Genomic DNA, 15,377 nt, shown 5'->3' with positions numbered 1-15,377 from the left:
TCATACGTTACTATTCGAATTACATTCTTCCCGCGTGTTTAACTCGCTCTTCCCACGTTCGTAAATCATTCTCATCACATTAGTAACTCATTCGTACCACGTTCATATCTCACTCGTATCACGTTCATGTCTCATGCGTACCTCATCCAGCTCTACTTGACTGTACTTAACTAACTTATTTACAATCTTCGAACACGAGCGCTATTTACTAATTACTATTTTCTCTACTCTTGCTTTAACAAGCTACTCTTGCTGAATCATTCAAAGCAAAATAAGCTTTAAAAACACCATTCCGAAAAAGGCACACTAAGTTATTAGGGAAATCCTCCCCAATATTCTTCGATTCACACGCTAAAAACTGCATTTTAGGGAATTCCTCCCTGATTTTCGCCAGATTTACCCCTAAAACGGGGAATCCCTTGATTTTTTAGGGAGAAATTCCCTAAACAGTCCATTTTAGAGTTCAAATCGACCAGTTTTAGGGAGGATTTCCCTAATTAATCTCTCATCACGAACTTCATCTTGCCCGACTTGTAATTCTGTCCTTGTTTTAGCTCTAAAAGTGTCTTGTGTTTTCATCATGTCATTCATTTCAATCATTTCATTCCCAACTTTCATTCCACTACCTAACTCCGTGCTGTGAACTCCTTAACCGCTTCGCTCATCAGATTCATGCCAAGCAGCAGCTCATCACGGCCGGGATGGCTAAAGTTAAGGCGAAGGTGATTGCTGACTCCATCTACACTACATAACGGACCTGGCAAAAAAGCCACTCCCTTACCTAGCGCACATTTGAGCAACGCCATAACATCCATTCCCTCTGGTGGTGCGACCCACAGGAACATGCCTCCTGATGGAAGGTCATAGGAGCTGCCCTTCCAAGCAGGCCGCTTGAGCAGTTCCACCATAAGCTTCAGACGGGTGTTATACTCTCGATTCAGCTGCGCGATATGCTCACGCAGATCAAACGCAGACACATCCAATAAATGATGCAGCAGCCGCTGATTTAATGCGCTCGACTGCCAATCGGCCATCTGCTTAGCCGCAGACATCATTCTGATCAAGACTCGGCTGCCTGCCGCCCAGCCCGTCCGCAGCGCGGGCGCAACGGTCTTGCTGAACGAACCGATATAAAGTACGTGTCCGCCATCGCTGATATTTTCCAGTGCATACAAAGACGGATATCTTTTAGCCTTGTGTTCACCCTGCTTCTGGAAGTGCAAATCCCCATAAGAATCATCTTCCACAATCAAGATGTTATATGCGATACATAAATCCAATACTTCGCGGCGTCTCTCCAAACTCCATAAAATGCCGCTTGGATTGGTAAAGCTAGGGGTTGCGAACAGCATTTTCGGCTTATGCAGCTCGATCTGGCTCCGCAAATGCTCCGGATCAAGCCCGTCCAAATCACCCTGTACAGGAATAATAACGGCCCCCTGCATCCGAAGAGTCTGCAAAAATCCTGGAGAGGTCGGATTTTCTACTAATACACGATCTCCTGGATCAATATACACCCGCGACAACAAATCAATGGCTTGCTGGCTACCCGTTGTTAGCAGAACTCCACCTTCAACAACATTTACCCCTTTTTCTTTAAGCCAATCCCCTGCAAGCCACTCCCGAAGCGGTCCGTACCCTGCAGGATCACCATATTGCAGTGCTCCCGCATCTGCTGAAATCACCGTAGATGCTGCTTCAGCAAGCAGTGACAATGGGAATAGTTCTTCCGCTGGTAATTCTTCAGCTAGCGATATCATGGAGCTTCTCCGTGTTTGGGTGCGGATACTAAGAAGCGATGACGACAACAATGTGTGTGCGCGAGCAGAAAATTCGTAAATCATGCGAAATCCCCCTTCCCTGTTACCAAGTAGAAACGGCTTCGTCATCCTCATCCAAGGATGGGATGGTTACCCATTCAACATGATATTCTTACTTCTACTCCAAGAATATTCCACCCCATACGTCATTATGTCGTAAAGCGTGGGTTAGGCGTAGATTTGCCTGTTTTGTCTTGAGAAGAGCGCGAATTTCTCAATCGCTTGTGCCCGGGTCGAAACATCGAGCTTTACATAGATTTTGCGCAAATAATTATCAATGGACCGACGGCTTACCGCAATTTCAAGCGCAATTTTATCGTAGGTAATCCCTTGAACAATTCGCTCCATGATAAACATCTCTGTCTCCGTCAGTTGCAGAACATCATCTAATCCTTTAAATGTCGAAATCGGCCAAGCTCCTTTTTCAATCCATTCCAACGGCATTGAAAGAAAACCCTCCCGTAAACCCAGGATCAGCTGTAAAAGCTGACGGGGAGAAGCTCCCTTCGAGAATATCCCGCTGGCTCCTAGTTCTACGAGGGGCTGAAGCAGTTCTCGCCCGTCTTCGTCTGTCATCACGACAAAATGTGAGTTTGGTGAGCTTTTTTTCATATTTAACAGCACACTCTCAATATTCCCCTCAGGCATATGATAATCTACTAGCACTAGCTCGGGATTTTTTTCCCTTACGATGGTAGCGCCTTCGTCCCAAGTGGAATACATTCCCAGAACCTTAAGCCCCTCTTCCTCTTCCAAAATCAATTTTGTCCCCAGCATACTTGTAGGATGACACCCCACAATGACCACCTGCCAAACCTTCATCATTAATGCCCTGACCCCCTGCTCTATATATAATCATCTAGAAAGGAAAGCGCCGCAGCGTTTCCGGTTAAAACGCAAGCAAGGCTGTATGATGACTTGTCTGTATAATCTCTAGCTGGTTACCTTGTGTACGTCTATCAGAATTCCAATCTATAGAAATTGTATCGCAGTAGTTTAATAGGATGCAATTACTTTTTCTAGTTTTCATACTCTCTTACATTTTTGCGAATCTTGTCAAAGTCTGATAGAATGGGGACTTGAAAAAAAGACCAACCCGAGGTGATAAAATGCAACCGCTAGCGGAAACGTCCCCGGTACGCTCGCGCTCTACTACTGCGAGAAACGGCCCTTCCGTAAAATGGTTTTTACTGTTCTGGATTATGATGATCGGACTCGGCGTATATGCTGTATACAGCTACACGAACCATCTGAAGCAACAGGTGCTTACCGAACTTAGTACTCAGAGCCAGCAGCAGCTTACCGTTTTGAAGACCGACTATGAAGCAAAAATTGCCGTTCTCTCTGAAGAAGTGAAGGAATTGCAGAATACAGTGCAAAGCTTTAACGAACTATTAACCTTCACTAAAGATAATGCTAGTGCCAAGACAGATAACAGCAACAAGCTATATACGCAATTGAGTGAGGTAAGCAAACAGTTAGAAGCTTTGAAGAAAGAAATGGATCTGATCAAATGATGACGCCAGTCAAAAGAGTAAACCGCTTCTTCATGCTTCTAACTGCACCGTTCATAGGCTTGTTTATTTGTATGTCGTGGTATCGACCACCGCTACAGCTAGACCTTGATGTAGGACAATTCACACCAAGCGCTGGGCCAGTGAATGAAACAGCTTCCTTAAAAAAAGAGCTGACGCTGGCAGAGGCCTCCGCAGCTTACACCATTGATGCTGTCAGTGCTAGTGCCAAGCTATATAAAGAGACTACCACTACGATGAATAAGCTGGTCGAAACAGCACAGACTCAGGCGACCCGGCCTGAACTGATCTATAACCGCAGGATTTCAGCCAAGCTTGGTATACCTTCAGAGATCGTTACTAGCGACCGTATAAGAGTTGAGTTATATCGATTGAATCCAGGAAACTACAAAGCTTATGCGTTGAAAATCAAATTGAAGGACCCGACCGCTATGAAGATGAGCTTGGCGGAGACAGCCTCCGGTGCGGAAACTACTATGCATGCCGTACAGCGTAATGGTGCCATTGCTGGTATTAATGCGGGCGGCTTTGCAGATCAATCCGGAAAACGTTATCCCTTAAGCACAACTGTAGTAGATGGAAAGTATTTATACGGTTTTGAGCCGACGTACAAGGACCTAAGTTTTGTTGGGCTGAACAAATCCGGGCAATTAATCGGCGGGAAATTCTACAGTCGCGCACAATTAGATCAGCTAGATCCGGTATTCGGCGCCACCTTTGTGCCTGTCCTCCTTAAAAACAACATCAAAACACCCATACCCGAAAAGTGGAAAACATCCCCTAATCGGGCACCACGTACCGTGATCGGCAAATATAAAGATGATCAGATCCTGCTTTTTGTAGCGGATGGATATAATGAGTATGGCAGCTCTGGTGCACAGCTGGAGGAGATTCAGAACAAATTATCGAATATGGGTCTCGTAGATGCTTATAATTTAGATGGTGGTGGCTCTTCCTCATTGATCTTTAACGGAAGAGTTATCAATAAACCATCTGATGGAAATCTAAGAGCTGTGCCCACGAATTTTCTGTTTTTTAAATAATATAGTAAATTGTCTATGTAACATATCACATTTGCGTTTATTTTTATTAAATTGCAGGTTATAATCTTGATAACGAATACATTCGCTATTGGAGGTGCCAGTATGTCGTTCTCATTAACCTTTTGGATCGTAATGTTCGTATTTGTGTTATTTACGGTCGGCATCCTTACCTCATCTTACAACGACGACAAAACAAAAGGCCTATAAAGCCGATATGTCCCTGCAGCCACTTGGTGCGGGGGCATTTTTTGTATACATAAAAAAACTGCCCCCAAGTAGAAGAGTTCTACGAAGAGGACAGTTTTTTTATAAGCTCTTGGCTGTCAAAATTCAAAATATGTACTTCTTAGGCATGTCTTGGCAATTGAGTCATTTCCGAAAGGCATGCAGAACAAATATAACGATCTTTATATTCGCTTACACCATCCATCGATCCACAGAAAACACATTTTGGACGGTAACGCTCCAAGATGATATGGTCACCCTGTACCAAAATTTCAACCGGGTCGCCTTCATTCATCTGATACCTTTTACGCAGGGACTTAGGCAGAACAATTCTACCCAACTGATCCACTTTGCGAACTACACCAGCAGGTTTCATAACTAACGTACACCTCTCCTGTTCAAGAAAAATTATTTAGTAGCTACTACTTATTTCGGCTCTTTCAATATATTTCGTTACCTAATTGTCGAATCCTGCTGAAAAAAATAAAAAATTTGTCTTTTTTTAAATAAGATTAGGGAAATCCAATTGTCGAAGCGCCTCGTACACAATAATTGCTGCCGAATTGGATAAATTCAGAGATCTCACAGCATCACTCATTGGCATGCGCATTTTTGTTTCTTTACCTGCTTCTAGAATCTCTGCAGAAAGCCCCTTCGTTTCCTTGCCAAAAACAAAAAAATCGCCATCTTGGAACTCAAAGTCGCTGTATCTTTTCTCTGCTTTCGTCGTTGCGTAAAAGAAACGCCCCTCGCTATATTTCTCCAAAACCTCAGCAAAGGAGTCGTGATATTCAATAGTAACAGCATGCCAATAGTCTAATCCTGCTCTTTTTAATGTAGCATCGTCTGTACGGAATCCGAGTGGACGAACCAAGTGAAGATGAGTGCCGGTAGCGGCGCAAGTACGCGCAATGTTGCCAGTATTGGCCGGAATTTCCGGCTCGACTAATACGATATGGAGTGCCATTATATGGTTCCTTCCTCTCTAAAGGCTTAATAGCCAGATGTTTTACTCTAGTGCCTAACCATAGCTTCTCCAAACAAACTGAAAACCTTCCACCAAGAAGGCGGAAGGTTATAGATAGAATTCATTAACCTTGAGTTTGCCGGAAATGGTTCATGAAATCGGATAGTGCTTTTACACTTTCGTAAGGAACTGCATTGTAGATGGAAGCACGCAAGCCCCCAACACTGCGGTGACCCTTTAAGCCGACAAAACCTTCCAGTTCAGCAGCTTTGACAAACTGCTTTTCGAGTTCTTCTGATTGCATCCGGAAAGTAACGTTCATAATAGAGCGGCTGCCTTGTTCTGCAACACCACGGTAGAAACCGTCACTTCCATCGATGTGATCATATAACAGACCCGATTTTTCAAGGTTCTTGGAATGGATGCCAGCTAAGCCGCCTTGCTCCTCAATCCATTTTAATACTTCGTTCACCATATATACAGAGAAAGATGGAGGTGTATTGTAAAGAGAGTTATTCTTATAATGAGTGCTGTAACGCATGATAGTAGGAATGTTAGAAGGTGATTCTGCAAGCAATTCTTCTTTCGCGATAACTACAGTCACGCCTGAAGGTCCAAGGTTCTTTTGTGCTCCGGCATAGATCATTCCGAATTGGTTCACATCGATTGGACGGCAAAGTATATCACTGGACATATCCGCGATTAACGGAATCGAGCCTGCATCCGGAAATTCTGCATATTGCGTTCCTTCAATGGTCTCGTTGGAAGTAACATGAAGGTAAGCAGCATTCTCCGCAGCTTTGATCGAACTTAATTCAGGTATAGCCAAGAATTTCTTATCTTCGGAAGAAGCAGCAACATGAGCGCCTCCTACCAATTTGGCTTCTTTATAAGCTTTATCTGCCCAGCTACCTGTCATTACATAGCTACCTACTTGGCCTTCGGAAATCAAGTTCATAGGGATCATTGCAAACTGCGTGCTTGCTCCGCCTTGTAAGAACAATACCTTATAGCCCTTCGGATTGCCGAGGAGCGAAAGCAGACGTTCCTGCGCTTCGTTATGCACGGATTCGTAAATGGCACCACGGTGCGACATCTCCATGATAGACATTCCACTTTCCCGGAAATCAACAAACTCCGCTTGTGCGCGTTCCAGTACCGTAAGCGGCAATGCTGCCGGTCCGGCATTAAAATTGTATGCTCTCTTATTCAAAACTGCTCCCCACCCTTTCTCTCCTATCAATATGGATATGGTTATGATAGCAATATTCTCCCGCACCAGCAAGTATAATTATTCACATAAAAGGTTAAGACGGTACTCATTTCGCAGTGAAAAACCGGTAAGATCGGCGCCAGCTCTTGCTTTGACGCGGTAAAAGACTAATGTTCACAAATACTTCAGGAGAGACTACATGACCTTCTCCCCACAGGGCCATACGTTCTACTGGAAAGTCCCCACTCTCTCGCACGCCTGTTCCACTAGGCTTATGAACCAACTCCCAGGTGAACTCATTTTCCTGACCTTCCCAACCGCTCAACTTGCAATAAAAGGGTTTATCCGGTTCCTTTGACCAAGTAAGGGTATTCCCGGATACCTCTAGCAATTCTTTCGTATAGGAGGATTCTGGTTCTACTACCTTGATTTCCCTCGGAAGACGCAGTTCGAAATCCTGCCCAATATTCAACCCGTCGATTCCGATGAAGTTGTGAATATATTCCTCCGTATGGAAAGGCTTCTGCCCTTTGTTATGCAATTCATATGCAATTATTAATAGATCCCCCTGTAAAGAAATCGTTTTGGTTAGCTGCACAGCATATCCGTTGCTTTCCATTGGGTGGATCGTATAGGTGACCGCATCATTCCCTGCTTCGACATCCTTACTAAAAGAGGTTAAGGGGAACTCCTCATTGAAACTGTATAATGGGGAATTTCCTTTTTGTAATAATCCGACTCCGATTTTTGGAAACCAGCCTCCGATTGGTGCTTCATCATATCCAATTGCCCGGGAAATGCCAAACTCATTACAAAGCCCCTTGCCTCCAGTTCCTTCGCCTGGCTTCAAGCTTTCCGGCACACAAAACGTATGTTTCCCCTCTTCTAATGTCACCTGTGTAATAAATCCTGTCCAGTCAAAACGAGTGCCCTTATACTCTCCGATATCAGCGATATCGACAGTTAATATGCCATTTGACAGTCTGCAACCCATACCTAACGCGCCCTTTCGTTCATTGTTACAATGAATAAATATTCATTATTGAAAAAAACGTCTGCAGCCGCTATGAATAACGGTGCAGACGTCTTAAAATATCGTATAAAGCTACGCCAATGTCACTTCAATCAAGTGGCATTTCTCTGTCTGCAGAGAGAGCAACTCTTCACGCGGAATAATCGCACTTCCTGAGCCGCGCTGCAGCGTCACCTCGCTGCCATTCAGGGTAACAGAGTGTATTTGGTACTCCCCGTAGTTTAAGCTTCCTGTGGCTTTATAGACCACTTCAAACTCGCGATCCGCGAAGATTGTCTTAATAGAGGCCTTTCCCTCGGAATCAAACTGCTCTTTAACAAGCTTCGGTTCCAACAAAAGATCGCCTAGCTTACCTTTTACACCAAATACTTCAGTAACCATAGTTAACAGCAGCCAGCTTGCTGATCCTGTTAAATACGTATACATCCCTCTGCCTTGCTCGTTAATATACTCAGGAATTCCTGGGTATATGCGGGCTTTTGCAAAGTCAGTACTTAAGCTATACAGAGATTCTAATACTTTATGTCCTTCTTTCACATATCCGCGTTTATACAACGCATTGCCATACATGATGGTCATGTGACTGAACATAGCACCGTTCTCTTTATGTCCAAAGGCAAAGCCAAAGGCACGACCCAGATTCTGCTGGATGCCTCCAAAACGGGAATTAAGTCTGTACCCAATTTTGTCATCCAGTAGATTACGATCCACGGCGGCAATGATATGCGGAATTTGCTCTGGCGCAGCTGCATGACCCATCAGCGGGAATACTTGACCTGTAAGCGTCATTCGAACGCCTTCTGCGAATTCCCCTTCCACTTGTTCTCCATCATTATTATAATAACCGTTAAACCAGCCTCCACCTTGTTCACTTTCCACCCACTCATTGCGGCGCAAGTGATTAAAGATCCACTCTGCTTTTTGTTCCAGATCGTCCGCTACTGTCTCTATGTCGAGTGCTGCACGAATACCGCTAACTTTGTTCGGAGCGGCAGCATAATATTGATTAAGTCTTTCATGCTTGCCTGATACAGATTCATAATCCACTTGCTCACCAAGCGAATCTAGCAATAGTTTCATTTCTTCTGCCAATTCAACTGTCTCTTGCCCTTTAGAAGTCTTTAGCGTACGCAGCACACGAGAAATATCCAATAAGTTACTTGCGTAGAATGCTGTGAAAGCTACACTCTCACCCCGGTCTGCGCCCATATCAAGACCATCATTCCAGTCTGCACCCTCCAGCAGGATATTATTGTGCTCTCCAACATTAAAGAACGGAACCAGATTTTGCAGCAGGATATGTTCCAGAATCGTACCTTTATAAACCTCACCAGAAGTTGTTCTGAGATCACTTCCTAGCGAGGTATCCCATGAAGTATCACGTTCCTTACAGCGACTCATAAAGGTATCGCGGAAATACGTCTGTTCCTGCAATAAGAAATCAAGATCACCACTCTGATCCAGATATAACATAGTAGTTAAGAACGGCCAAGCCCCATGATCCATCCACACCCGCGGGATGTTGTTACGGTCGGCAATAAATTCACCAGGCTGTTGACCGATAATAGTGGCATTACTACCATCTATTCTTACCCCAGCGTAGTTGTTCAGCAGTAAGCTCCGTACTTCAGCCGGTTCCATAATAAGGAGTGCTAGACAATCCTGCCAAAGATCCCGCCAGCCACGTCCGCCTCTTCCATAATCATGATAAGGCAAGAAGGAGTTACCATAAAGTCTTCTCAGCACGGGTTGAATCGTAACCCATTTCATCCATTGGTCAGCATCTGAATCACCGGTATGAAATTCTACCATATTCACTTTATCTGCCCAGAAGGCTTTAGTCTCCTCAAGCAAATGATCAAAAGCTTCAGATGTACCATATTTGTTCATCAAAGCATCCACGTCAATTCTCTCATTATGGATCGCCATAACTACTATATAAGAATGGCTGTCACCAGGAGACAGAGTAAGCGTTTCGTAACGAAGACCCCCGATAGCCTCATATCCCTCTCTTTGTACGCCTCCGCCCTTGCCAATCTCCGGCGTGTTGTTCAGGATAACAGCTTCCGGCCAATCCAGGCTTCCACCTTCTCCAATGAACTCCTCCTGCACCGGAAAGAACCCCGCAGGTTGACTGCCGTCACCCTCTGCACCAAATACTCCATAAGAAGTGTGATTGATGCGGTGTCCCCGCTCATCAAAGGAGAGCGCAGGCTGAACCTCAACACCATAGGGTGAAGTATAAATCCGGTTAAGCAAGGAGGTTACATGTCTATGATCGCGCAGATCATCCGCCGAACGCGCGTAAATCGGAACTACCGCTGTCGGTGTCAGCGTAATAGCCTCTGCTGCTGTATTGGTCAACGTAACCTTCATTAATTCGACTTTATCATTACCACTTGGCACAAAGCTGGTGATTTCTGCTTTAACACCCATCTCTGCGTTACAACGCGTTACGCGTTGCCACAAGAAACCAGCCTCTAGTACTGCTTCATCAGTAGACGATGTATAAAAATCGGCATTTTGCTTAGCGGAGTTCCCCACTGCCGACCAAGCTCCCTTGCCGTCTACGTATACCCAGAAGTTGCGGGAAGCCCGCGAATTATGCAAATCTTCAACAGATAATGGCGGTGTTAAAAATGAATTATGACCTGTGGTAACCTGACCATGAAGTTTTGGAGTTACTGTCGACATCATTCCCCCTTCATTCACTAGAGGGAAATATAGAAAACTGCTGCGATCCGGTTGCTGAAGCCTGAATTCCCCATCATTTCCGGTGAATTCGAAGCCATGAATTTTATTACGATCCATTCTCTCCATCCTCTCATTTACACAACTACTTAAGCTTTAACCGCACCTGCCAATGCACCGTCAACGATATACTTTTGAATGAAGGTGTATAGGATGATAAGCGGTGCAGATACGATCATGATCCCGCACGCCAACATAGGCCAGTTGTTTCCGTATTGACCGCGGAATTCTTTAAGCCCGAAGGTGATTGGATAGTTTTCTGGACTCGGTAAATACATGACCGGCCCCACGAAGTCATTCCAGATACTAATTGCTGTTAGAATAACACCTGTAGCAATTACTGGTTTCATAAGTGGCATGATGATCTGGAACAAATAACGCATATATCCAGCGCCATCCATACCTGCTGCTTCATCCATCTCCCGGCTAATTCCTTTGATGTAACCTACAAACATCATGAACACGATACCCGTTCCGCCTGTTTTAAGGAGAATGTAACCCAGCTTCGTGTCATAACCTACAAATCCTAGCTCCTGTTTCATGGTAAGCATCAGCTTGAACTGTGCGACCATTGGATTCGGCAGGAACTGAGACATCAAGAAGAACAAATAAATAAATCCGCTCCACTTCACATAATTTCTCGCCACCGGGAAGGCCCCGAATAACGAAACAATTAGGGTCAGCACTGTTGCTACGGCTGTATACAGCAGACTGTTTAAGAAATAATTAGAGAAATTACCCTGTAGCCAAGCTTCTTTATAATTATCCCATTGAATACTTTTTACGAGACCGATAGGATCTAACAGATATTCTGTAAAGGACTTGAATGAAATATTGATTACAAATAACAACGGCATGATATACAAAACAAGCAGCACTGCAATCAGAATATAAGAGAGAGTTTTGGCGGTTTTGGAATCCTTCATTAATATTCCACCTCTCTCTTACGCATTTGTTTCACTGCAAATACTACAAACACCAGAATCATAAGGAACTGAACCACGGAAAGCGCGGAAGGAAGTCCCATCTGTAGAGAACCACGGAACGTCTCTTTATAAACGTCATATGCCATCGTTCTTGTGTTAAAGCGACCGTCCGTAGTTGCGAGAATAATATCAAAGGTGGACATCGCACCGATAATAGACAAAATAATGTTAATCGTAAAGGATGGAGCGATAAGTGGGAATGTGATATTTTTAAAAGATTGCCACTTCGTAGTTCCGTCTATATATCCAGCCTCATACAAATCTTTCGGTACGGATTGTAGTCCCGCAAGGAAAATCAACATCGAATATCCCATATACATCCAAATTTGCGTAAATATAATATAACCGAACGCATGAGTGAAGCTTCCAAAGAACATATCTTTATAACCGAACAAAGAATCATACAGTTGGTTAACCGGACCACTCAGCGGATCGAACATCATGCCCCATACCAGTGCAACTACCGCCACACCAAGCACAACCGGTAAAAAGAATACCGCGCGATAGAAATAATCGCCTTTCAGCTTCTGATTGATAACTACGGCCATAAGCAGACCGACACCGTTCTGTACAATGGTTACAATGACCATGAAATAAATAGTACGTATAATGGAATCCCAACGCTCGCCTGAATTTCCTGAGTAAAATACATCATAATAATTGTCAAGGCCTACGAAACTCATCTTGCTTCCAGGAACGTTAGTGATATCTGTAAATGAATAGATGACCGTCATCATAGATGGGCCAAAATAGAAAATTACATACAATGATAATGGAATCATTAGCAGCAGAAGCGGTATATATCGTTTAAAACCTTTCCCGAACGGATACATTTCTCTCACCTACCCAATCCTAATTCAATAAAATGATCGGGGCCTGCCCAAAACAGACCCCGAAGCTGTAAAACATGTTTGGTGTACAGTATGTTGTAGATTCTTTTTTATTTATCGGGATAGCTACTTATTTAGGTGCTGCTGCTTCCCATTCTTTTTGTTGTACGTCTGCAAGCTCTTTAGCGGTTTTAAACTCGCCGCCTGGTGCCAAATACTCAGTGTGAACGCCTTCAGCTGCAATGTGTTCACCAACGTTGTCACGGTTAATCATCATAATTTCATAAGCAAGTTCGAAATCTCCAGTCATGTATGGAGCAAGTTCTTTGTCAATAAAATCACTTTCAGTGGCAATATTGTCTTGTGTAGGCAAGAATCCTGCTGCTTTAACATATTCTGTGTAGTTTTCTGGTTCAGAGAAGAATTCCAGCCATTTCAAAGCACCTTCTTTGTTCGGGCCTTTTTCTGCTGCATACCAAGTTACATCGTATTTACCGACAAGAGAATTATTCTTAGCAGCATCTTCTGTAGCTGGGATTGGGAAGTAACCAAATTTCACATCTGGATTTGCTGCCGCGATCGTAGGAGCATCCCAAGTTCCGTCAGCAATCATAGCTGCTTTTCCTGTTGCGAAAAACGAAGGTGCTGTTGCATAGTCGATACCCAAGAAACCGTCGATGATGTAGTTATCTTGAAGCGTCTTCATTTTCTCCAATACTTCTACAGCCTCAGCATCGTTAAATGCTGAAGTTCCTTTCCAAACACCCTCAATCCATTGTTGTTGGTTGCCGCCACCCAAAATCTTAGCTTGCAAACCGAACACTGGCAGTTTCAATGGCCATACGTCTTTACCAGCCACTACGATTGGAACAATACTCTTGGCTTTCAATGTATCTAGAACACTAATGAACTCTGTCCAAGTTGTAGGTACAGTCAGACCGTTTTGTTCAAAAATTTCTTTATTATAGAAGAATCCTGACATTGCTACTTTACCGGTTGGGATTGCATACACTTTATCTTTATAAGTGCCGGCTTTAGCAATATCATTCGCATTGTAGTTTTTAACGAAAGCTTCGTTGCTCAGATCAGCAATCAGTCCGGAATCAATCCATTGTTGCCAGTCTGGCACTTTCGCACCTGGTGTCCAATCTTTCGGGGACAATCTCATACCGGATAGATCGGCAAGAACATCTACGTCACCAGCTGTAATTCTTGCTCTTTGTGCTTGTTTGAATTCATCATCCGGACCCGTGGTTGTGTACTCCACTTTGTATTCCGGATATTTTTCTTCAAACTTTTTATTAATTTCTGTAATGACCTTGTTAATATTCTCTTGTTTCCAGTGTAAGATCTTAATCACTTTCTTATCACCAGATGCAGGCTTGTTTGTTCCGCTGCCCGGAGTAGCCTCACCATTCGCGTTGTTATTGCTGTTTCCACATGCTGCTAATGAGAGCACTAGCGCTGAGCTCAACAATACCGCAGAAAGCTTCTTTACCATTTTGTTACCCCCCAGATAATTTGTTATGACCCTTTTAACGAAACCACATGTTAATTTCTGAAAATCACGAAACAGTAAGGACGATATCACAGAAAGCGGTTTCGGTGTTTTTATTATTACATCGTTATTTGTCTTTGTAAAGTCTTTTTTCTTTGTTCGTTTTTGAACGTTTTTTGAACCGAATATTCAAAAAAACCTTTAAAACCAAGCATAATCCTAGTTTAAGAGTAAACATTCCATTGACTATAATCTTATTGAACTATAAAATAAGTAACGAAACTATTTCGTAAATCATAAATTCAAGTCATAAAAAATAGCCTTGAGTAGATTTTAAACATATATTACGGAACATTTTTCACTATAAGGGGGACTTAATTTGGCCTACAGCATCAAAGATATAGCGAAAATTGCTGGAGTTTCTGTTTCGACAGTGTCCAAAATCATTAATAACTACAGTGATATTTCGGAAGATACCAAGACAAGGGTTCAACAAATTATAAAAGAAACTGGATATACCCCCTCCAATTCAGCTAAAACATTGGCTACGAAATCATCCAATCTAATCGGAGTGATTTTTGCCGGAATGCTGAATGTCGACTTTACCCACCCTTTTTTCATTGAGGTGCTAAATTCATTCAAAAAACAAATGGGACTACTAGGTTACGACCTTATCTTTTTTTCCAATGAAAAATTCCAAAGTGGCGATACTAACGATTATCTTGCCCGTTGCCAGCATTTTAATGTAGATGGGTGTGTGCTTCTATCCGGACAGGAGCTAGAAACCTCTATCAGCGAACTAGACAACAGTGCAATTCCGTGTATCGGCGTAGATTTAAAGCTGACCGGTGACAACTCTGGTTTTATCATGTCGGATAATTTCAAAATGTCCTCCAAAGTGGTGGAACACTTTTACTTACTGGGCTATCGAGAGCTTGGCTATATCGGCAGTTCCTCAGATTCAGACATCTCCAATATGCGCGAAAGTGGTTATCGCAAAGCTCTTGAAGATTTAGGACTGCCTATTAACGAGAATTGGTTCTTAAACGGAAGTAACTTCTTTGAGGCCAGCGGGTATGAGACGATGCGTAGAATGATTGAGAATGGAAATTTACCTAGAGCGATCTTCGCGGCGTCCGATCAGCTTGCTATAGGGGCGATGCGTGCTCTTAAAGAGGCTTCTATCGCCGTTCCTGAAACTGTCGCAATTATTGGCTGTGATGATATCGAGGCCTGCAATTATACAACACCCCTATTGACTACCATCCGCCAAAATAAAGATAAGATCGGCCGCCTAGCAGCGCTAATGCTATATGATCTAATAAACAACCAATCCGGCACGAGTTCTTTCAGCGTGGAGCCAGAGCTTATCATTAGAGAGTCCTGCGGCGCTCCTGAACGGGGGCTAGTGTAGTCTTTCTTAGCATATAGTCATAGGGCACAGTAAAATCCATTACTTTTCCTGATTCATAAAAA

The 15,377-nt window shown here is 43.4% G+C and carries 14 protein-coding genes; 3 read left to right on the top strand and 11 right to left on the bottom strand.

Annotated elements, in window-relative coordinates:
* Positions 1 to 456 precede the first annotated feature (456 nt).
* From NYE58_RS09555 to NYE58_RS09545, 3 genes are all read right to left on the bottom strand, one after another.
* A complete protein-coding gene (locus tag NYE58_RS09555; protein WP_179087044.1) occupies positions 457 to 618 on the bottom strand; it encodes a hypothetical protein in 162 nt (53 codons plus the stop codon).
* 8 nt (positions 619 to 626) lie between these two features.
* A complete protein-coding gene (locus tag NYE58_RS09550; RefSeq protein ID WP_076277658.1) occupies positions 627 to 1,844 on the bottom strand; it encodes an aminotransferase-like domain-containing protein in 1,218 nt (405 codons plus the stop codon).
* Between the two features lie 144 nt (positions 1,845 to 1,988).
* Positions 1,989 to 2,645 carry a response regulator transcription factor gene (locus tag NYE58_RS09545; protein WP_036684433.1) on the bottom strand — a complete coding sequence of 219 codons (657 nt, stop codon included), beginning with the start codon at positions 2,643 to 2,645 and terminating at the stop codon, positions 1,989 to 1,991.
* Between the two features lie 284 nt (positions 2,646 to 2,929).
* Between NYE58_RS09545 and NYE58_RS09540 the strand changes: the two genes are divergently transcribed.
* Together NYE58_RS09540 and NYE58_RS09535 are read left to right on the top strand one after the other, a co-directional pair.
* On the top strand, positions 2,930 to 3,337 hold the full coding sequence (locus NYE58_RS09540) for a hypothetical protein (protein WP_036684435.1): 408 nt from the start codon (positions 2,930 to 2,932) through the stop codon (positions 3,335 to 3,337).
* Positions 3,334 to 4,398 carry a phosphodiester glycosidase family protein gene (locus tag NYE58_RS09535; protein ID WP_143761961.1) on the top strand — a complete coding sequence of 355 codons (1,065 nt, stop codon included), beginning with the start codon at positions 3,334 to 3,336 and terminating at the stop codon, positions 4,396 to 4,398. The genes NYE58_RS09540 and NYE58_RS09535 overlap by 4 nt, the downstream gene beginning before the upstream one ends.
* A 346-nt stretch (positions 4,399 to 4,744) precedes the next feature.
* Here the strand turns inward: NYE58_RS09535 and NYE58_RS09530 are convergent, their stop codons facing one another.
* The 8 genes from NYE58_RS09530 to NYE58_RS09495 form a co-directional block, all read right to left on the bottom strand.
* Entirely contained in the window at positions 4,745 to 4,999 is a 255-nt protein-coding gene (locus NYE58_RS09530; protein ID WP_036684437.1) for an AbrB/MazE/SpoVT family DNA-binding domain-containing protein, read from the bottom strand.
* A 126-nt stretch (positions 5,000 to 5,125) separates the two neighbouring features.
* Positions 5,126 to 5,590 carry a tRNA (uridine(34)/cytosine(34)/5-carboxymethylaminomethyluridine(34)-2'-O)-methyltransferase TrmL gene (trmL, locus tag NYE58_RS09525; RefSeq protein WP_076135879.1) on the bottom strand — a complete coding sequence of 155 codons (465 nt, stop codon included), beginning with the start codon at positions 5,588 to 5,590 and terminating at the stop codon, positions 5,126 to 5,128.
* Between the two features lie 124 nt (positions 5,591 to 5,714).
* A complete protein-coding gene (gene serC, locus NYE58_RS09520; RefSeq protein WP_076141387.1) occupies positions 5,715 to 6,803 on the bottom strand; it encodes a 3-phosphoserine/phosphohydroxythreonine transaminase in 1,089 nt (362 codons plus the stop codon).
* Between the two features lie 106 nt (positions 6,804 to 6,909).
* Positions 6,910 to 7,797 carry a hypothetical protein gene (locus NYE58_RS09515; protein WP_341001599.1) on the bottom strand — a complete coding sequence of 296 codons (888 nt, stop codon included), beginning with the start codon at positions 7,795 to 7,797 and terminating at the stop codon, positions 6,910 to 6,912.
* Positions 7,798 to 7,908: 111 nt separating this feature from the next.
* Positions 7,909 to 10,647 (bottom strand): GH36-type glycosyl hydrolase domain-containing protein, encoded by a 2,739-nt coding sequence (locus NYE58_RS09510; protein ID WP_076218320.1) that lies wholly within the window; start codon positions 10,645 to 10,647, stop codon positions 7,909 to 7,911.
* A gap of 29 nt (positions 10,648 to 10,676) precedes the next feature.
* Positions 10,677 to 11,513 (bottom strand): carbohydrate ABC transporter permease, encoded by an 837-nt coding sequence (locus NYE58_RS09505; RefSeq protein WP_036684447.1) that lies wholly within the window; start codon positions 11,511 to 11,513, stop codon positions 10,677 to 10,679.
* Positions 11,513 to 12,406: a carbohydrate ABC transporter permease gene (locus NYE58_RS09500; RefSeq protein ID WP_076126435.1), complete on the bottom strand. Its 894-nt coding sequence runs from the start codon at positions 12,404 to 12,406 to the stop codon at positions 11,513 to 11,515. Before NYE58_RS09500 ends, NYE58_RS09505 begins: the two co-directional genes overlap by 1 nt.
* Positions 12,407 to 12,533: 127 nt before the next feature.
* Positions 12,534 to 13,904: an ABC transporter substrate-binding protein gene (locus NYE58_RS09495; protein WP_076126433.1), complete on the bottom strand. Its 1,371-nt coding sequence runs from the start codon at positions 13,902 to 13,904 to the stop codon at positions 12,534 to 12,536.
* 376 nt (positions 13,905 to 14,280) lie between these two features.
* Here NYE58_RS09495 and NYE58_RS09490 point away from each other — a divergent pair, with 376 nt between their 5' ends.
* Positions 14,281 to 15,315 (top strand): LacI family DNA-binding transcriptional regulator, encoded by a 1,035-nt coding sequence (locus NYE58_RS09490; protein ID WP_076101584.1) that lies wholly within the window; start codon positions 14,281 to 14,283, stop codon positions 15,313 to 15,315.
* The last annotated feature ends 62 nt before the right edge of the window (positions 15,316 to 15,377 follow it).

Origin of the sequence: Paenibacillus sp. FSL L8-0708 (assembly GCF_038009325.1) — a bacterium.
GTDB classification, from domain to species: Bacteria; Bacillota; Bacilli; order Paenibacillales; family Paenibacillaceae; genus Paenibacillus_AQ; species Paenibacillus_AQ odorifer.
This window is presented reverse-complemented; position numbering and strand designations above follow the sequence as displayed.